Raw genomic sequence first — 17,292 nt, forward strand, 5'->3', positions numbered from 1 at the left:
GGCCTGTCTTTTTGGATGTAGTTGTATGACTCAGATAAAGCCGCTCAGACGACTCTGTCGTCGTACAAGTCGATTTGAGTCAGCGCTGCCACTTCTTCGATATAGGCACGCACTCTGGCCGGGAATACCAGCCCCTTGACCATGGTCAGGTTTCTCAGGCCGGGGAACAGGTTGATATCATCAATAGTCAACTTATTGCCCCGCTCCGACGGCAATTGCAGCCAGTCGAGCCGCGGCCAACACTTAGCCAGGCCCTCAAGATAATCGGCCGTTTGCGCAAGCGCTTTTTCGAAAGACATCTCTATCATGGCGCTCTTGTTTTGGGTAAACCAGGCAATCGCCTCTTGGCTGCCAAATTCGGGCAGACCGAGCAACACACTGCGGGGATAGAGCAAGCGACTGCTGAAATAACCGGATGCCTCCTGCCATTGGCTGACAGCATCGGCCTGGCTGGCAACGGCAATGACCGGCTTACCATCCAGATTATCCAGATAGCTGACGATATCCAGGCTCTCGGCCATGAAGCTGCCATCGGCTTTTTGTAAAATGGGCACCATATTGGCACCGACCATAGCTATTCTGGACTCCACATCATGGTTTTGCAGATAGACCCGCTCCACCGGCAACGCCTTAAGCCCCACCAGCATCATAACCTTGACACAATAGGGACAATGGTCAAACACAAAAAGCTTCATCAGTACTCCTTAGCTTCCTTGGAACTGTCAGGGCCATCAGCATATCCTCCGAGGCCGGAGCTGGGCAACTCCTGACTGGCCGGCGGTGCAAACAGCAAACGCCAACGCTGCCTGAAACTAAGGCCTGGGCGACTCACTTCCGCCAACATATCGCGCCATTCGGCAAAAGTGACTGTCACAGGATTAAAGCTGTTCACCGGCTTGGTAATACCATAGCGCACGGTTTCCCGCTCCGGCTCAAAGCTGCCGAATAATCTATCCCAAATGATCAACACCCCGGCGTAGTTCTTATCTATGTACTGAGGATTACGGCCATGGTGCACCCTGTGATGAGACGGCGTGTTGAATACCCACTCCAAGGGCCCAAGACGTTTGATGGCCTGGGTATGGACAAAAAATTGCAGGCCCAGATTAAGCAGCACCACAAATACCACCCAGTTGGGGTCGAAGCCTATGATCACTAAAGGCAGCCAAAACAGCCACATGCCCGCCAATGGGTACATCAGGCTCTGACGAAAGGCGGTGGAAAAATTCATATTTTCCGAGCTGTGGTGCACTACATGGGCGGCCCACATCCAGCGGCATCTGTGGCTGGCCCGGTGGAACCAGTAATAGCAAAAGTCCTGCCCCAGCATCAGCAGTACAAAGGTCCAGCCATTCATCTCAATGTCGAACAAACGCCAGCCGAATAACCACAAATACAGTTTGGCCAGCAGTAACCCTGTGAGAATATCGGCGCCCTGGTGCATGCCTGCCAGCACAAAGTTACAGAAAACCTCCGCCGGCCGATAGCGGGCATTCTCAGGCAAACGTCTGAGGCGGTCACCGAAAAACCACTCCAATGCCATGCAGATGAAGAACAGCGGCGCCAATACCAGCAGCAGCCATTCAGGGTGGGAAATAAGTAAATTGAAATCCATTTTTATTCCTTTTATTCCAGCTCACCACTTGGCAAAGTGATCTTCTGTCAGGCCGCTCTGCTGCACCAGCTCATGGCGCTTGCCCAGGGAGTCTTTGACCCAACCGGAAAACAGCCCGGTATACTGGCGAAAATTGCTTTTAAGCAGCCCCAGGTTGAGCCTTTCGCTGCGGCACCCCAAGGGCGAAAATACCAACTCCAGATCGCCGCGCTCAGACCAAACTCGCCATTGGCCGCCGGATGCAGCCATGCGGTCAAACTCAAAATGCACCGGCGACAGCAAATGCCTGGCACCATCAACCCAGAGCACGTTTTCACAAGAGCCGGTCTCGTTGACTCCGGCCGCCAGATTTAGCCCCACCCCCTTGCCATCAATATCGGCATTGATAGAGGCCCAGCGCCAACTGGTTTCCCGGCGCATAAAGCCTGCGGAAAAGTCATAACCTGCTCTGGCATGCAGCAACGGCTGAGGTTCATGATTGAAGGACAACTGGCCGGAAACCTTGAGGGCATTGTGTTTCTGGGTATAGGTCCAACCGCTGTAACCGGTTGGACTGCAAAGCGCCATCGGCAAGCTGAGCGGTTCGGGAACCAAGGTCAGCTCCCCCTCAAGTGGCATTCCCTGTAGTTTAAGATCCAGACTCAGTTGCCATTGTCCCTGCTCACGCCGAAAGTGAATGCCGCCCATACGGCTCTCCCCCTGCCATGGCGAACGGCTCAGGCTAAAACCAGCGGGTGGCCGCAGCAGATTCTGCTGATACATGCGACGACTCTGCAAATCAAACAGATAACAGAAACCACTGCCAAGATAGGCGATATCCGCCAAGGCAACGCCCAGCATCCATCTAGGACTGTTAAGACCAATAAACTCAAACTGCTTATAACTGCAACGCTGTTTCAGGCGTGAAACCCTGCGGTCCATCTCATTGAACAGCTGAAAGTCTGCCAATCCCAGGCTTTTCGGCGGCCCGTCGAAATGACCAAACAGAGGCTGGCCGTGAACATCTATCAAAGAGTCAGGTGCCGCCTGGGTTGCAACCCCGGATTGAGTCGTCGGCAAAGGCCCGGATTTCAATTCCAACATATTCCCAACAGGTGTTTTTAGAGCAATAACTTGACTCTACCCTGTCGCCGTCGGAGATTGAAGTCTTGAATGTTACAAAAATGAAAAAACCCCGCTATACGGGGCCTTATCCGGTTTACTGTGTCATTCAGAAACGGTAACTGAGGCCGACGAATACCCCTTGATAGTCGAAGTTATCCGTCTTCAGATACACGTATTCTGTATTGATGCCCAGGTTGTTGCGGAAACGATATTCCCAACCCGCTGCCGCATGCAAGCCGTTTTCAGTGTCATTGAAGCCGGCGCCGTCTTTGGTATATTGATATTCGAGTTTAACCCTGGCAGCACCCAGTTTGGCATAGAAGCTGTTGCGCTCGGTAAAGCCCCAGCGGCCATAAAGAGACACTCTCGCCGCCTCGAAGCTATCCATCTGCAACTCGGTAATGGCGGAGGTAAAGGCATGGACTATCCCGGCGTCGGACCAAAGGTAACCCGCTTCAACACCCCAGTTTGGCGTGAAATGATAGCGATAATAAAGCTCTGTGCCCCAGCTGTCTGAGCTGTCGTTGTCTTCGGCGTTACCGGCATCGGGATTGAAGCGGCTGATGTCATCATCATTTTGCACTCCAAGGCCTATACTGCCCCCGATAACATGTTTGCCTTCTGCGGCGCTGGCGGCCGGTACCATCAAGGTCGGCATCACCAGTGCAGCTGCCAATATAACGTACTTCATACGATTCCCCCATGATTTATAAGTGTTTTACGCGCGGATATTGCGCTTCGCTGTCTGAACCCTGACTGAACCAAAGTCGGTTATCTGCCATTGCCAGATGCTGGAAGCCAAACTCAAATCTGGTTATCCTGATGCCACCTTTTTTTACAGCTTCGGATTTTTATGAAACGGCTTGCTACCTTGATACTGGGGTCGGCGCTGCTCTTTGGCTGCGCCAGTCATACCCCCAACTTTATTGCCCTGAGCCCTGAACTGCCTGCGGTCACGCCACAGACTTCGCTTGAGCCTGCTCTGGCGCTGCAAACCCTGGATACCCGCACCGCCAACTTTATTGTGCGATTCAATGAAGATGGCAAAGCCGCACGCCTGGTCAGCCCGGCCGAGCCCCCCAGGGCCCAACTGGATCAACTGTTCCGTCAAGGTTTTGCCAAGGCCGGATACCGAATCGATCCCGCCAGTGGGAAAGAGGTGCAGTTGCAGCTGATTGAACTGCTCACTGATGTGGATGAATCCAGCTTCGGCTTCGAAGCCAAAACCAATGTCAGCATCAATCTGCTGGCGAAAAACAGCAGCCATACCCTGACCAAGCGTTATAAGGCCAAGGGACTGCTCAAGGGGCCTTTCGGCGCCGACTTCGCCTCACTGGAACTGGACATGAACAAGCTGATCACCCAGTTGAGCGGCGAAATACTCAACGACCCCGAGCTGCACAGCTTTTTGCAGCAGTAATTTATTGGACTGGTCTGTGACTCACAGGCAGACCCGTCTGCAACACTATGATAAGGAATCTGGTCATGAGCCGATGGATACTCGCAGCCGTATTGATGCTGACCAGTCAGCTGGCGCTGGCGTTGGATATACAAAAAGACAATCTCTACCCCCAAGTGGAATTTGATACCAGCATGGGCAAAATTGTGGTCGAGCTGGATCGCACCCGGGCGCCCATCACTGTGGACAACTTTCTCACCTATGTGGTGCGCGGCGACTACAACAACACATTGTTTCACCGCATTATTGCCGATTTCGTGGTTCAGGGCGGCGGCCTCAGCCCCAAGTATGAAGAACTGCCTTCAGACAAGCCGATAGTCAATGAGTCGGGCAACGGCCTGTCCAATAGCCTAGGCACTATAGCCATGGCCAGAGAGAATGCCCCCCATTCGGCCACCCGCCAGTTTTACTTCAATGTGGCCGACAACAAAAAGCTCGACCCATCCTCCAGGCGCTGGGGCTATGCCGTATTCGGTGAAGTCAGCCAAGGGCTTGAAGTTCTGCAGAATATGGCGCTGGTAGAGACAGGCACCAACAGCACCTTGGGTTGGCCCGATGTGCCGGTTACCCAGGTTTTGTTGAAGAAAGCCACACTTCTGCCCAGAAATTAACCCCAGGCACGGCTCAGCATCAAAAAGCTGTCTATACTGAACCTGGCAAACATAAGGAGGCGATCTGATGACCCCGGAAGAGTTCATCGATGTGAAAGCGCCCCAACTGGCTCATTACGGCAAAGCATTCTTGAGCGACAAGCTGGAATTTAATGAAGTCAGATTGTATCTGTGGGATACCCTGGAAGAATGGCATCAGCTGAACTTGCAGGGGGAAGCGCAAACGGATGTCGAACGCGTATTTTGGCACTTGTTGTACGCCTTCGATAAATGGCCCGATTGGGTATTGCGCGGTAACCAGTTTTTGCGCCAGCAACTGGACGACTGCTGTGAATACCTGTTCGGTGGTGGCCCCATACCCGAAGGCTGTATCGGCGTCAGGCCCTGAGACAGACGTTAATCTACCCCGCCCGGGTGACACTTTAATGACACGGGCGACCAATCCCCGGCTTTGCCGGGGATTTTTTATTGGGCAAACACCTAAGCACGCCTTGAAGTCGCAGGCGCGGGCTTTTACTCTAAGGCCTTTGACTCTCACCAAGCCGTGCCATGCCTCAATCTTTTTTTGCCAGCACCCGAGACGCCCTGAGTATCTATTTCCACAAACGGGTACTCATCTTATTGCTGCTCGGTTTTTCCGCCGGCCTGCCGCTGATGCTGGTATTTTCCACCCTGTCTTTCTGGCTCAGGGAAGCCGGGGTAGACAGGGCCGCCATCGGCTATTTCAGCTGGGTGGCCTTGATCTATGCCTTCAAGTGGGCCTGGTCCCCCCTGGTCGATCGCATGCCCCTGCCTTTGTTCAGCCAACTCTTTGGCCGCCGCCGCGGCTGGATGCTGTTCTCCCAGCTATTACTGATAGCCGCCATTTTGGGAATGTCCGGCAGTGACCCCATGGAAGATCTCACCCATCTGGCACTCTTTGCGCTGATGGTGGCCTTTTCCTCCGCCACCCAGGACATAGTGGTCGATGCCTTTCGTATCGAGTCGGCGCCGGAAAAAATGCAGGCGGCACTGGCCGCCGCCTATCAGGTGGGCTATCGCAGCGCGATGATCATAGCCACGGCAGGCTCACTGACTATCGCCGCCTGGGTTTCTCCCACGCCGGAAAGCTATGATCTCCAGAGCTGGCAAACCGCCTATCTGATAATGGCAGGTTTGATGAGCATAGGCATACTGGCGACACTTTTTGCCAAAGAGCCGGCGGTGGATATCAGCTTTATCGGGGAAGAGGAAGCGAGCCTCAGAGACAGACTCAGGGCCAACCTGGCACCCAGACTCTCGGTCTGGGCCGCGCCGGCCAACCTGTTTATCCTGCGCCATGGCAAGTTGCTACTCCTGCTGCTGGGGCTTTATTTCTGTTTTAGCCTGGCTGAACCCTTCACCCAGGTACTGCAATCCTACTTTCCGAGTCAGGCCTTGAATACAGATGCAGTCACGCTGGCCTCTATGGGGCTCATTCTGCTGCTCTGGTTGCTGATCTTCGGCGTCAAAAGTAAAGACAGGGCTATTCAAGAGCAGGAAGCCAAGCAGTTGACCCAGGCCGGCACAGATAGGATGGCCGCCTTTATCTCCTGGCTCTACAGCGCCGTGGCCCTGCCCTTTATCGATTTCTTTCGCCGCTACGGCAAGAGCGCGATTCTGATCCTTATGCTGATCTCCTGCTACCGGATCTCGGATATCGTCATGGGGATCATGGCCAATGTTTTCTATGTGGATATGGGCTTCAGCAAGGAAGAGATCGCCACCTTGAGCAAGGTCTATGGTCTGATCATGACCCTGGTGGGCTCGGCATTCGGCGGGGTGTTGTTGGCACGCTTCGGCACCATAAAAATCCTCTATGTCGGCGCCTTCCTGGTGGCCACCACCAATTTGTTGTTCGCCCTGCAGGCCATGGTGGGCTACAACGTGCCGCTGCTGACCCTGGCAATTTCGGTGGACAACTTCAGCGGCGGTATCGCCACAGCGGCCTTTATCGCCTACCTCTCCAGCCTCACCAGCAGTGGCTACAGTGCCACTCAGTATGCACTGCTGTCTTCGGTGATGTTACTGTTTCCCAAGTTTATTGCCGGCTTCTCCGGCGCCTGGGTCAACGCCTTTGGCTATGTGAATTTCTTTGTCAGCGCCAGCATCATAGGCTTGCCCGTGCTGCTGCTGATTTGGCTGGTGCAAAAAAACAGCCCGCCGAAGCGGGCCGATACTGCTCAAGATGCGCTCAAGTCGCAGATTAACGACTAGTCGCGGAAGTTATTGAACTGGAACGGCTGGCCCAGCTCGGCATTACGGGCCAGCGCCATCACGGCCTGCAAGTCGTCACGCTTCTTGCCTGTGACCCGTACCGAGTCGCCCTGGATTTGCGCCTGCACCTTTACCTTGCTGTCTTTGATCTGTTTTACCAGCTTCTTGGCCACATCGGCTTCGATGCCTTGTTTGAACTTGACCTTCAAAGAAAACATCTTGCCACTGTGAATCGCTTTCTCATCCACTTCCATCGCCTTGGGATCCACATTACGACGGCTCAGTTGGGTTCTTAAAATATCCACCATCTGATTACACTGAAAGTCAGACTCTGCCGACAGGGTCACTACAAAGTCTTTATACTCCACCGCAAATTCCACCCCGCGGAAATCGAAGCGGGTATCCAATTCACGTTTGCTGTTATCCACTGCGTTACGCAGTTCAACGGCATCTACTTCTGACACTATATCGAATGAGGGCATTTCGTCGCCTTTTACTTATCAGTCAAACCAATAGCGCCAGTCTACCCTAAGTTGAAGCAGAGCTGAATAAATCCACGTCTGCTGATGACAGCCAGGCTTTATTTTGACTATGATGTTCGCCAAGCTTTCCAACCCTGCGTGATTTGTGATTAACCGACAGTTGCTGTTTAAAATGGCTTTGTTGATTGCCCTGGCGGTGATCAGCTACCTGGTTTTTTCCAAGCCTAACTATCCACAGAGCATCCCTAATCTGGATAAAGTGGGTCATATAGGTAGTTTCTTTGCCCTCGCCTGGCTGACCTACCTGGCGTTCCGCCCCCGCTGGTACTTGATGTTTGCTACCCTGGCCGGCTACGGCATTCTGATAGAGATGGTGCAATCCCGTCTGCCCTACCGCAGCGCAGATGTGGCCGACTTTGTCGCCGATATGGCCGGAGTCGTACTCTTCTACTTCTCACTCTGGGGCTATCGCAGATATTTTCGCGCCGCCATGTTGAGGGAGTAACCCGGATGCAGACGGGGATCCTCGGCATTGGGGCAATAGGACAACTGCTGGCACAGCAACTGGCCGCAGCCGGGCTTGAACCTTGGTTATTACCAAGAGCCAACACCCCATCATTGGCTGAGCAGGGCGAAGAGCAAGTCTATACCCTGGAGCTTGGCGACCAGAGTCTGCAAACATCCTTTCTGTGTCTGGCGCAGGACTCGAGCAAGCTCAAGCAGCTCGAGCTCTTGCTGGTCACAGTCAAAGCCTATCAGGTTGAAGCGGCGCTGGAGCCTTTGCTGCCAAGACTTCACCCGAATTGCCGCATCCTGCTGCTGCACAATGGGCTTGGTCCCCATCAAAGCCTGGCCGCCAAGCTGAATGGCCGGCCGCTGAGCCTGGGCACCACCAGCCAGGGAGCGCTGAAACTCAGCAGCAATCATATTCGCCAAACCGGCAGCGGCCTGACCCAGATAGGTGACCTAATCGGCGCCCCCATGCCAGAGGCGATGAAAACCGTTTTGCTCAATGCCATTCCCGGCAGTCAGTGGAGTGATGCCATTCTCGAAGCCCTGTGGCAAAAGCTGGCGGTCAATGCCGTTATCAATCCGCTGACTGCCATTCACAGAGTCAACAACGGTGCCCTGGCCGCCCCCGAGTTTGAGGGAACAATCTGCGCCATTCTCGATGAGCTGTTACAGGTAGCCAAGCAGGAAGGCATAGCGCTGACGTTCGATACGCTGCACACCAGAGTCAAGGAAGTGATACGGCTAACCGCCGCCAACTACTCCTCCATGTATCAGGACCTCAAGCACGGCCGCAAGACGGAAATTGACTATATCAACGGTTACCTGCAGCAGTGCGCCGAGCAATATGGGCTCACACTGCCAATCAACAGCGAACTGGTAGCCCAGATAAAGGCGCTTGAATCAAATCTGCTTTAACCACTGGCCGCAGGCCCAGGCAATAAAGTTGGCCCAGGCGTAGCCAAATACCGCGATCAGAACCGCAAGAGGCACCAATGCCTGGCGATAGGCGCTTGTGACCACAGGCGCCGAAGCCGCCCCGCCAAGATTGCACTGACTGGCAATGGCGAGATAACCGAATGGAAGTCTCAACGCTCTCGCCGCCAGCAGCAACAAGAAGACATGCACCAACAACCAGATAGCCCCGATAACAAAGAACCAGGGCAAAGACCAGAGCATACCGATATCCATCTTCAGCCCCATGATAGCCAACATCAGATATAGACAGGCATTACCGACTCTGTCGGCACCATAGGCCGCCAGCCGCCGCGCCGGTGTCAGCGACAGGAGCACGCTGGCCGTCGTTAACCAGACCACCAGCCAGATAAAGGGAGTATGCAGGTGATAAGCTCTGGCCATAGGCCAGTGGCGGACAATCAGCTCCGCCGTCCAATCGGCGCCCCAGTGTGCCAAGCCGCCCAGCATCAGCGGCAGGCAAAAGATCAATAACCAGTGATGGCTCTGTGCCAGACGTCGTTCCGGCAAGGGCGTATCCAGCATAGTCGCCTGCGGCTCGCGGCTTCGAAGCCAGCGATTGATTTTGGCCTCGTGGGGCGCCAGCGCCAGCAATATTGCCATCCAGATCCCTGAAAGCACCACATTCACAGTAACAAAAACCGCAAAGATACTGTCACCGGCACCGAACAGTTCTTTCATCGCCATCTGATTGGCTGTACCACCGACCCAATTACCTGCCAGGGTCGCCATGCCGCGCCAGAGGCTATCCTCCCCCTGCGGCAGCAAGAGCTCAGGCTGTATGTATCCCACCAACCACAGCGCCAGCGGCCCCCCGACAAAGACCCCCAGGCTGCCGATAAAAAACAGTAGCAGCAACTTACCGCCACAGCGCCAAATACTGCCGATATCCAGCCCCAGCAGCATCAACACCAGACACATGGGCATAAGGTAATCGACGGCAAACTTGGGTAACTGAGAGTCTTTTACCGCAATCAGCCCCATGGTGTTGAGCAGTGATGGCACGAAATAACAGGCCACCATCACGGGCAAGATCCGATAACAGCGACGCCAGAAAGGGCTGTTGAGACCGCTGGTGTAGAATATGCCTCCCAAGATCAGGCAAAGAATGCCAAACAGCTGAAAATCGGTTTGGATCATGCCGGCCGTTGCTCGTCGAACTCGCGTTGATCCAACATAAATTCCAGAAAATTGGCCGGTAAAGGGGCAAGCACTTCCTCGGCCCGGCGGATCACCCAATAGTTACGTTCAAAGTCCCAGCCGGGCAGTTCCAACTCCACCAGATCGCCACGCTCCAATTCGGCATCTATCGCCATAAAGGGCAAGATACTGACCCCATAGCCAGTGGCCGTGGCGCGCTTGATGGCCCCCAGAGTTCCCATGGTGATGGTTTGCGATGGCACAATGCCGACGCTGTGCAGTAACTGCATAGCCCTGACGCGGGCAACCGTCGCGCTTTCATCCAGATACCAGACTTCACGCGACAGGCGTTCGGTATCGACAACCTCTTTAGCCAGAGGATTATCGGCGCCGCAAACAATGCAGATCCTGTCTCTGAGCCAAGGCTCACAGCAGAGATTGGCCAGCGACGGCTTGGCGTCAACAAAGGCCAGGTCCAGTTCCCGTTCAGAGACCATCCTCTCTATGTGGCTTGAATCTTTGATCATCAAGCGAATTCCTGTGGCCGGAAAACATTGATGGAACACAGGCAAGCGCCGCGATAACACATAGTTTCCCGCAGTTTTACTGGCACCGACCGTCAGTGTGCCACATACGCCACTGGCACTGGCGTGAAATAACTGCTGTACCTGCTGCTCTGAAGCCAACATCCCGTTGGCGTAAGGCAGCAACAACTCCCCCTGCGGGTTGAGCAGCAAACCTGTCGCACTGCGTTCAAACAGGCGGCACCCCAGCGCTGACTCCAACTCTTTCAGCGCCATACTGACGGCCGGAACCGACATATGCAGCTTCCTGGCAGCACGGGAGATCTGCCCTTCGGCATGTATGCACTTGAATACCAGCAGTTGTTTGAGAGTTATCTTCATCAGGGGAATCGCCGCGGTTTGGGTTGGCGTATTTTAGCAATCCCGTTACCGGGAAAAGTTGATCCAGCCGAGCCTGCGATAAGGCTCGGAAACCAGCTACAAATACTGTGACTCAGAACATGTGTTTCATCGCCAGAGTCACCAGCTTGTCGTCATACTCCGTATAACCTCCTGCGTCGGTAAAATCGCCATCCAGATAGGTGGTTATCAAGCTGAACGTGGTGCTTTTGGAAGCTCGATAGTCCAACCCCAAAGACGCCTGCCAACTGGAGGCTTCTGTCACACTGGCTTTATCAGCCAGGCTGGATACCACCTTGCCATTGCCTGAGTTGTCATACAGATATTGCGCCTTGAAACTGTATTGCTGCCAAGGGATCTCCATGCTGGCAAGCAAACTGTTGCCACTGAGATTTTGATATTTCTGCGACTCGGAATGCTGATACATAAACCCCAACTTGGCACCGGCCAAGCGAGCACCGGCAACGGCTCGCACCGCATCCAAGGCATTGAGACTATCGGCATAGGCCAGCGCCAGATACCAAGCCTGTTGTTTCAATTTGGCATCACCCGCTGTCAGGCTCAGTGCATAATTGCCGTTTGAGCCATTTTGCTCCGGCAAGTTATCGGCAAATTGGTAGCTCACGCCCAACTGCACTCCATACCATTTGGGTGAGTAATAAGTAGCTGAATCTCCCAGGCGGTCATTCCCGGCGATAATTTTTGCCATATCACTGGAAGTGATATTGAATAAATCCACCTTACCTTCCGTCTTTTTAAACACAGTATCATTACGACCAAATACCAGTGTACCTAATTGGCTTTCGACACCCAGATATGTATTGCGGGATTTAAACAGCGAAGAAGTATCAAAGTAGCCTCCGTTATTACCAAACTCCATCACATAAACAATATTGATATTGTCGTTGAGTTTTTCTTTACCCTTGACACCGATAAAGGAGGCATAGTTTTCCAGATAAGCACCGTTTTCCTTTCTATCTGACAGCAAACCGCTGTCCGAGTGACTCAGCCCAAGCCAAGCCCGGCCATAAAAGTCAGGTGCAGCCTGGCTGACCAGCGGCAACAGCGAGCAGGTAATTCCAGCAACAATCGTTTTTCTTAGGTTCATCATTTTGTCTCTTTATATTTATGAGTTGAGATATGAGTTAGCGCCGGAATATAGTAAAAACTTTTATGCCCATTTGAGCATTGACTGGATCACACACTCATAACAGAGGCATCACTTTCAATTTTATTGAAAATGAATTAAGCGAATTCAAAACCATGAATTAAGAAAACTTGAAACCTATTTCAACAATTAATAACTCAACATCAAACTTGAGCCGCCTCACCTTTTTTTACATTTTATTTGCTCATGCTAATAACGAATCCAATAACAAATATTTTAGGGAGCAATATGAAACTCACTTATCTCAGCGGTCTGCTGGCCTGTTGCCTTTTCGGTGCAGCCGGAGTGCAGGCGGCACCTCAGGATCTGGGCAAATTTCACAGCGACAGCCAGCAAGGCTGCAAAACCTGCCATGTTTCGCCTAACAAGATTGACGACAGCGAGGCCCATGAAAATCAACAGTGCCGCAGCTGTCACGGAGACTACAGCGACCTGAAGAACCCTGCCCTGGAGATAGATCCCCACGGCTCTCACCTGGGTGATATCGCCTGTACCAGTTGCCACAAGGGGCACGAAGCACCCAAATTTTACTGCAATGAATGCCACTCTTTTGAACATAAACCCATGCCCTTTGCCAATGTCAAAGCCAAACCGGCCTGGGACAAAGAATGGGATCAGCAAAAAATTCAGCAGGCTATCGCCGCGGGACCAAAACAAAGCACAGATGTGGTGGTAATAGGTGCCGGCAGTGCCGGCTATAACGCTGCCATCAGCGCCAAACAGGCCGGGGCCAAGGTAGTTTTGCTGGAAAAAGCCCCCTTCTCCGGCGGCAACTCCATGCTGGCGGCCGGTGGCTATAACGCCGTGGGTACCAAACAACAAGCCGCCCGCAAGGTGGACGACCAAGTGGCCTGGTATGTGGAAGATACGATGAAAGGCGGTCGCTACGCCAACGATCCCAAGTTGGTGCAAATTCTGGCGCAGCAGTCAGCCGACGGTATCAAATGGCTTGAATCCCTCGGCGCCAATATGGATGATCTCAAACGCTCCGGCGGCGCCCGGGTGGACAGGACACACAGACCATCGGGCGGGCTCAGCGTCGGGCCACATATCATAGATGTACTGCGTAAGGCCGCAGACAAAAATCAGGTGGAAACCCGCCTCAATTCACGGGCAGTGAAACTGGTAGTGAATGACGAGCAGCAGATACTCGGGGTAGTGATCCACGGTAAACACTCTGGCTATTACATGTTGGGCGCCAAATCCGTGGTGCTGGCAACCGGTGGCTATGGCATGAACAAAGAGATGATCGCCTACTATCGCCCAACCTTTAAAGGCATGACCAGTTCCAACAATATTACCGCAACCGGCGATGGCATAGAAATGGCCAAGTCCATAGGCGCCAGCATGACAGATATCGACTGGATCCAGGCACACCCAACCATAGGCAAAGACAGCCGCATCTTAATCTCTGAAACCGTGCGCGGTGTCGGGGCTATCATGGTCAACAAGGCTGGCAAACGTTTTATCAACGAGTTGACCACCCGCGACCGGGCATCGGATGCCATTCTCAAGCAACCCGAACAGTTTGCCTGGTTGGTGTTCGACAACCAACTGTACAAAAAAGCCAAAATGGTACGCGGCTATGATCACCTTAAGATGTTGAAAAAAGCCGATAATGTAGCCGAGTTGGCCAAACTCACCGGCATGCAACCTAAGGCACTGGAGCAAACAGTGAGTAGTTACAACCACTCTTTCAAAGTCGGCAAAGACAGCGAATTCAACCGTGAAAATATGCCGCTTGATCTGACTCAGGCTCCCTTCTATGCGGTGAAAGTTGCTCCAGGCATTCATCACACCATGGGTGGGGTCGCCATAGATGAGAAAGCCGAGGTACTGAACCTGCAAAGCTGGCCCATCAAAGGCCTGTATGCCGCCGGAGAGGTGACGGGTGGGGTACATGGCTACAACCGTCTGGGCGGGAATGCGGTGGCCGATACGGTTATCTTCGGTCGTATCGCGGGTAAGAATGCTGCCGACAACGCGTTGGCCAAATAGGCTCCCTGCAAAGAGTGCCCTCGGCACTCAGAGCCGGCTCGCTCCCGGGCCAGCTCACTCCCCAACACACTAAGGACACACAGATATGAAGCATAAGTTCAAGAGCAAGTTACTGCTGTTGGCCCTGGGCTGTACCCTGAGCTTCGGCAGTTGGGCAGAGACATTGAAAGTGATCACTTCCGGCGGTTTTGCCGGCACCCTGACCGCGATGGAGAAGCAGATAGAACAGGATACCGGGCTGGATTTGATCATCTCCTATGGCTCGTCATCCGGTGGTGCCCATGACTCCATTCCGGAGCGGCTCAAACGCAACGAAGCGTTCGATGTGTTGATCCTGTCCCAAAGCTCACTCAACAAGCTGACAGAAAAGGGCTATGTGCGCAGTGACAGCCACAGGGATCTGGTGCGTTCCCGCATAGGCATGTGCGTTAAAGCGGGCACAGCCAAGCCGGACATCAGCACAGAGGAAGCTTTTATCAAGGTGCTGCAACAAGCCGATTCGATAGGTTACTCGGCCAGCGCCAGTGGCACTTATCTGGCCAGCAAACTCTGGCCAGAGATGGGGCTGTGGCAAATGATAGAACCCAAGAGCAAAAGGGTTTTGAGTGAAAGGGTCGCCACCGTGGTCGCCAGAGGAGAATTACAGATAGGTTTTCAGCAGATAAGTGAAATACTGCCTATCGCAGGCGCCGAATTTGTCGGGCCGATCCCGGACAAATTCCAGAAGGTAACCACCTTCTCGAGTGGTATCACCCAAAGCAGCCTGCAACCTGAAGCAGCCAAACGTCTTATTGACTACCTGGCCTCGGATAAACCTTATGTACTCAGCAGCATACGCCACTCAGGGCTGGATCCTGTGGCAGCAGAGTAAATCATCCCCAAAGCACCAATACCGCGGCCAGGGCAATCAGTACCAGGCCGCCCATATCCTTGACCTTGACCCGCTGCTTGAGCCAAAGGCTGGAGATCAGCATCATAAAGAAGACTTCCACCTGCCCGAGCGTTTTCACATAAGGCACGGCCGTGAGCGACATGGCACTGAACCAACCTATTGAACCCAGACAACTGCTGATACTGATGGCCAGGGTCAACCTGGGCCTTTGCCAGAGTTTTTAAGGGTCTCTTTATCTTTGATAAGAAGCCAGGCGAGCAGCAACAAGGTCTGCAGCAAAATAACCAACAAGAGTACCCAGGCGGCGCGGTGAGGAAATGGCAAGCCCAGCACCAGGCTTGCTTCCCTAACCCAGAGCGAAGTCAGCGCAAAGGCGCTGCCGCATCCCAACCCCAGCAACAGCGTCTTGAAGGACAAGCCTTTGAGCCCGCCGTGGGTACTGAGCAGAAAGACCGCCACTGTACCGACAAGTACCCCCAGCCAGCCGGTGACAGTCAACGCAGTGCCGAAGAACAGACTGCCGAGCACGGCCGCGACCAAGGCTTCACTCTTGGCCAGCCCGGCGCCGACAGCGAAATTCTGCAATTGGAACAGTTTTACCATCAGGGCGGTCGCGAGGATCTGCGCCAAGGCCGCCCCTATGATGTACTGCAGCGCGCCATGCCCAAGCTGCGGCAATCCTGCGTCCTGCCAGGCATAAAGTGACAACAGATACACAGCAGCCAACGGCCCGGCATAGCTAATACCATTCCGCATAGGAGTTTACTCACTCAGCGAGAATGAAAAAACGGGGAGGCAAGTAGAGCGATGGAAGATTTATTGGGATAAATCGACATTGGCCTGCCCCGCATACGCGCTTTTTCAACTCGCCCTGCGGGAGCTTGTCAGCCACCCGATTACTGCGCCAACTTGCCTCGCCGTAGAATCACTATGTCATCGCCAATCTGGCTTGAACTCGAATGGCTGACACAGCTCTGAGTAGCCCAAACTTCTATAAGGAATGGTATGAACGCGCCAGCGTCACCCCGGCAACATTGACATCGCGACTGAGACGGCTCTGAAACGCGTTGCGCCACGCCTGCATAAAGGCAGCCATCAGGGTAAAGAAGATCCACATGGGTGGCTTGTCCTTAAAATTTGCGCCCGAGAATGTTTGCCCGATGAACCGCAAGCCATGACTGAAACGAAAAACGCCCGCGATTGCGGGCGTTTGAGGCTAACACGCTAGCCAGGTGATTCGCTATTCAACCAAAGGCGCAGCTTTCAGCAGCTTATGCGCTGTTAACCAAGCGCTTGGCTCAGCGACTGGTATCCAGCGCCGGGAAAGACTTCACCAGATCATCAACGGCCTTCATCTGGCTCAGATATCCTTCCAGTTGCTGCAGTGGCAAGGCACAAGGGCCATCACACTTGGCATTATCCGGGTCCGGGTGCGCCTCAATAAACAGCCCGGCCAGTCCCAGCGCCATACCGCTGCGGGCCAGTTCGGTTGCCTGGGCACGACGACCACCGGCAGAATCTTCACGGCCGCCAGGGCGCTGCAGCGCATGGGTGGCATCGAAGATCACCGGGTAGCCGGATTGCTTCATCTCATCCATGCCCAGCATGTCTACCACCAGGTTGTTATAACCAAAGCAGCTGCCACGCTCACAGAGAATGATCTCATCATTACCCGCTTCGTTGAATTTCTTGATGATATGCCGCATCTCATGGGGCGCCAGGAACTGAGGCTTTTTGACATTGATGATAGCCCCTGTCTTGGCCATGGCCACCACCAGATCTGTCTGACGTGCCAGGAAGGCCGGCAACTGGATGATATCCACGACTTCGGCCACAGGCGCACACTGGTAAGGCTCATGCACATCGGTAATCAATGGCAGCTTGAAGGTATCCTTTATTTCCTGGAAGATTTTCAAACCTTCATCCATGCCGGGGCCACGATAGGAGTTGACGGATGAGCGGTTGGCCTTGTCGAAGGAGGCCTTGAACACATAAGGGATCCCCAGCTTCTGAGTGACTTCCGCGTAGGTTTCGGCAATGGTCATCGCCAAGTCCCGCGACTCGAGTACATTCATGCCACCGAACAGCACAAAGGGCTTGTCATTGGCTATCTCGATAGCCCCCAGATGTATGGTTTTATTACTCATCGCAACTTCTCTCTTGAATGCCGCTCATGCGGC

At 53.7% G+C, this 17,292-nt stretch carries 17 protein-coding genes and 2 pseudogenes; 8 read left to right on the forward strand and 11 right to left on the reverse strand.

Features of this window, described 5'->3' with window-relative positions; translation table 11 throughout:
- Positions 1-44: 44 nt before the first annotated feature.
- The 4 genes from grxB to ACSHSR_RS16365 form a co-directional block, all read right to left on the reverse strand.
- Positions 45-695 carry a glutaredoxin 2 gene (gene grxB, locus ACSHSR_RS16350; protein ID WP_479630945.1) on the reverse strand — a complete coding sequence of 217 codons (651 nt, stop codon included), beginning with the start codon at positions 693-695 and terminating at the stop codon, positions 45-47.
- Positions 695-1,615 carry a sterol desaturase family protein gene (locus ACSHSR_RS16355; RefSeq protein ID WP_165565453.1) on the reverse strand — a complete coding sequence of 307 codons (921 nt, stop codon included), beginning with the start codon at positions 1,613-1,615 and terminating at the stop codon, positions 695-697. The genes grxB and ACSHSR_RS16355 overlap by 1 nt, the downstream gene beginning before the upstream one ends.
- A gap of 21 nt (positions 1,616-1,636) precedes the next feature.
- The gene (locus ACSHSR_RS16360; RefSeq protein WP_479630946.1) at positions 1,637-2,698 is read right to left on the reverse strand and encodes a DUF2804 domain-containing protein; all 1,062 of its coding nucleotides are present in this window, start codon (positions 2,696-2,698) and stop codon (positions 1,637-1,639) included.
- A gap of 127 nt (positions 2,699-2,825) precedes the next feature.
- The gene (locus ACSHSR_RS16365) at positions 2,826-3,410 is read right to left on the reverse strand and encodes a porin family protein (RefSeq protein ID WP_479630947.1); all 585 of its coding nucleotides are present in this window, start codon (positions 3,408-3,410) and stop codon (positions 2,826-2,828) included.
- Between the two features lie 162 nt (positions 3,411-3,572).
- Here ACSHSR_RS16365 and ACSHSR_RS16370 point away from each other — a divergent pair, with 162 nt between their 5' ends.
- The 4 genes from ACSHSR_RS16370 to ACSHSR_RS16385 all read left to right on the forward strand — a co-directional run bounded on the left by ACSHSR_RS16370 (position 3,573) and on the right by ACSHSR_RS16385 (position 7,024).
- Positions 3,573-4,139, forward strand: a complete 567-nt coding sequence (locus ACSHSR_RS16370) for a YajG family lipoprotein (protein WP_144191782.1) — start codon at positions 3,573-3,575, stop codon at positions 4,137-4,139.
- A gap of 65 nt (positions 4,140-4,204) precedes the next feature.
- The gene (locus ACSHSR_RS16375) at positions 4,205-4,789 is read left to right on the forward strand and encodes a peptidylprolyl isomerase (protein ID WP_028779732.1); all 585 of its coding nucleotides are present in this window, start codon (positions 4,205-4,207) and stop codon (positions 4,787-4,789) included.
- A 67-nt stretch (positions 4,790-4,856) separates the two neighbouring features.
- Positions 4,857-5,177 carry a hypothetical protein gene (locus tag ACSHSR_RS16380; protein ID WP_025011704.1) on the forward strand — a complete coding sequence of 107 codons (321 nt, stop codon included), beginning with the start codon at positions 4,857-4,859 and terminating at the stop codon, positions 5,175-5,177.
- Between the two features lie 161 nt (positions 5,178-5,338).
- Positions 5,339-7,024, forward strand: coding sequence for an MFS transporter (locus tag ACSHSR_RS16385; protein ID WP_479630948.1), 1,686 nt, complete (start codon positions 5,339-5,341; stop codon positions 7,022-7,024).
- Here the strand turns inward: ACSHSR_RS16385 and ACSHSR_RS16390 are convergent.
- Positions 7,021-7,506, reverse strand: coding sequence for a YajQ family cyclic di-GMP-binding protein (locus tag ACSHSR_RS16390; protein WP_062793931.1), 486 nt, complete (start codon positions 7,504-7,506; stop codon positions 7,021-7,023). The two genes, ACSHSR_RS16385 and ACSHSR_RS16390, sit on opposite strands and share 4 nt — an antisense overlap.
- Positions 7,507-7,678: 172 nt before the next feature.
- Between ACSHSR_RS16390 and ACSHSR_RS16395 the strand changes: the two genes are divergently transcribed.
- Together ACSHSR_RS16395 and ACSHSR_RS16400 are read left to right on the forward strand one after the other, a co-directional pair.
- Entirely contained in the window at positions 7,679-8,011 is a 333-nt protein-coding gene (locus ACSHSR_RS16395) for a VanZ family protein (RefSeq protein WP_210736175.1), read from the forward strand.
- Positions 8,012-8,016: 5 nt separating this feature from the next.
- Complete coding sequence (locus ACSHSR_RS16400) at positions 8,017-8,934, forward strand: ketopantoate reductase family protein (RefSeq protein ID WP_479630949.1); 918 nt, start codon at positions 8,017-8,019, stop codon at positions 8,932-8,934.
- On the opposite strand, the gene ACSHSR_RS16405 is transcribed toward ACSHSR_RS16400, so the two are convergent.
- The 3 genes from ACSHSR_RS16405 to ACSHSR_RS16415 all read right to left on the reverse strand — a co-directional run bounded on the left by ACSHSR_RS16405 (position 8,920) and on the right by ACSHSR_RS16415 (position 12,165).
- Complete coding sequence (locus tag ACSHSR_RS16405) at positions 8,920-10,131, reverse strand: DUF819 family protein (RefSeq protein WP_479630950.1); 1,212 nt, start codon at positions 10,129-10,131, stop codon at positions 8,920-8,922. The genes ACSHSR_RS16400 and ACSHSR_RS16405 overlap by 15 nt on opposite strands.
- Positions 10,128-11,036, reverse strand: a complete 909-nt coding sequence (locus ACSHSR_RS16410) for a LysR family transcriptional regulator (RefSeq protein WP_025011699.1) — start codon at positions 11,034-11,036, stop codon at positions 10,128-10,130. The genes ACSHSR_RS16405 and ACSHSR_RS16410 overlap by 4 nt, the downstream gene beginning before the upstream one ends.
- 112 nt (positions 11,037-11,148) lie before the next feature.
- On the reverse strand, positions 11,149-12,165 hold the full coding sequence (locus ACSHSR_RS16415; RefSeq protein WP_479630951.1) for a porin: 1,017 nt from the start codon (positions 12,163-12,165) through the stop codon (positions 11,149-11,151).
- Between the two features lie 285 nt (positions 12,166-12,450).
- Between ACSHSR_RS16415 and ACSHSR_RS16420 the strand changes: the two genes are divergently transcribed.
- Positions 12,451-14,220: a flavocytochrome c gene (locus ACSHSR_RS16420; protein ID WP_479630952.1), complete on the forward strand. Its 1,770-nt coding sequence runs from the start codon at positions 12,451-12,453 to the stop codon at positions 14,218-14,220.
- 85 nt (positions 14,221-14,305) lie between these two features.
- Positions 14,306-15,091 (forward strand): substrate-binding domain-containing protein, encoded by a 786-nt coding sequence (locus ACSHSR_RS16425; protein WP_044734998.1) that lies wholly within the window; start codon positions 14,306-14,308, stop codon positions 15,089-15,091.
- A 1-nt stretch (position 15,092) separates the two neighbouring features.
- Here ACSHSR_RS16425 and ACSHSR_RS16430 read toward each other — a convergent pair.
- From ACSHSR_RS16430 to kdsA, 3 genes and pseudogenes are all read right to left on the reverse strand, one after another.
- Positions 15,093-15,850: pseudogene (locus ACSHSR_RS16430) on the reverse strand (EamA family transporter); the annotation flags it as partial.
- 271 nt (positions 15,851-16,121) lie between these two features.
- Positions 16,122-16,229, reverse strand: a pseudogene (locus tag ACSHSR_RS16435) (multidrug transporter); the annotation flags it as partial.
- 181 nt (positions 16,230-16,410) lie between these two features.
- A complete protein-coding gene (gene kdsA, locus ACSHSR_RS16440) occupies positions 16,411-17,259 on the reverse strand; it encodes a 3-deoxy-8-phosphooctulonate synthase (RefSeq protein ID WP_208184995.1) in 849 nt (282 codons plus the stop codon).
- Between the last annotated feature and the right edge of the window lie 33 nt (positions 17,260-17,292).

The organism is Shewanella sp. VK101, assembly GCF_056497865.1.

Excerpts from the sequence above, each read along its gene's own strand:
- ACSHSR_RS16375 (WP_028779732.1), top strand. The coding sequence starts at position 4,205 with ATGAGCCGATGGATACTCGCAGCCGTATTGATGCTGACCAGTCAGCTG.
- ACSHSR_RS16400 (WP_479630949.1), top strand. The coding sequence starts at position 8,017 with ATGCAGACGGGGATCCTCGGCATTGGGGCAATAGGACAACTGCTGGCA.
- ACSHSR_RS16425 (WP_044734998.1), top strand. The coding sequence starts at position 14,306 with ATGAAGCATAAGTTCAAGAGCAAGTTACTGCTGTTGGCCCTGGGCTGT.
- ACSHSR_RS16420 (WP_479630952.1), top strand. The coding sequence starts at position 12,451 with ATGAAACTCACTTATCTCAGCGGTCTGCTGGCCTGTTGCCTTTTCGGT.
- kdsA (WP_208184995.1), bottom strand. The coding sequence starts at position 17,259 with ATGAGTAATAAAACCATACATCTGGGGGCTATCGAGATAGCCAATGAC.
- ACSHSR_RS16390 (WP_062793931.1), bottom strand. The coding sequence starts at position 7,506 with ATGCCCTCATTCGATATAGTGTCAGAAGTAGATGCCGTTGAACTGCGT.
- ACSHSR_RS16370 (WP_144191782.1), top strand. The coding sequence starts at position 3,573 with ATGAAACGGCTTGCTACCTTGATACTGGGGTCGGCGCTGCTCTTTGGC.
- ACSHSR_RS16395 (WP_210736175.1), top strand. The coding sequence starts at position 7,679 with ATGGCTTTGTTGATTGCCCTGGCGGTGATCAGCTACCTGGTTTTTTCC.
- ACSHSR_RS16410 (WP_025011699.1), bottom strand. The coding sequence starts at position 11,036 with ATGAAGATAACTCTCAAACAACTGCTGGTATTCAAGTGCATACATGCC.
- ACSHSR_RS16415 (WP_479630951.1), bottom strand. The coding sequence starts at position 12,165 with ATGATGAACCTAAGAAAAACGATTGTTGCTGGAATTACCTGCTCGCTG.
- ACSHSR_RS16405 (WP_479630950.1), bottom strand. The coding sequence starts at position 10,131 with ATGATCCAAACCGATTTTCAGCTGTTTGGCATTCTTTGCCTGATCTTG.
- ACSHSR_RS16380 (WP_025011704.1), top strand. The coding sequence starts at position 4,857 with ATGACCCCGGAAGAGTTCATCGATGTGAAAGCGCCCCAACTGGCTCAT.
- ACSHSR_RS16385 (WP_479630948.1), top strand. The coding sequence starts at position 5,339 with ATGCCTCAATCTTTTTTTGCCAGCACCCGAGACGCCCTGAGTATCTAT.
- ACSHSR_RS16360 (WP_479630946.1), bottom strand. The coding sequence starts at position 2,698 with ATGTTGGAATTGAAATCCGGGCCTTTGCCGACGACTCAATCCGGGGTT.
- ACSHSR_RS16365 (WP_479630947.1), bottom strand. The coding sequence starts at position 3,410 with ATGAAGTACGTTATATTGGCAGCTGCACTGGTGATGCCGACCTTGATG.
- grxB (WP_479630945.1), bottom strand. The coding sequence starts at position 695 with ATGAAGCTTTTTGTGTTTGACCATTGTCCCTATTGTGTCAAGGTTATG.
- ACSHSR_RS16355 (WP_165565453.1), bottom strand. The coding sequence starts at position 1,615 with ATGGATTTCAATTTACTTATTTCCCACCCTGAATGGCTGCTGCTGGTA.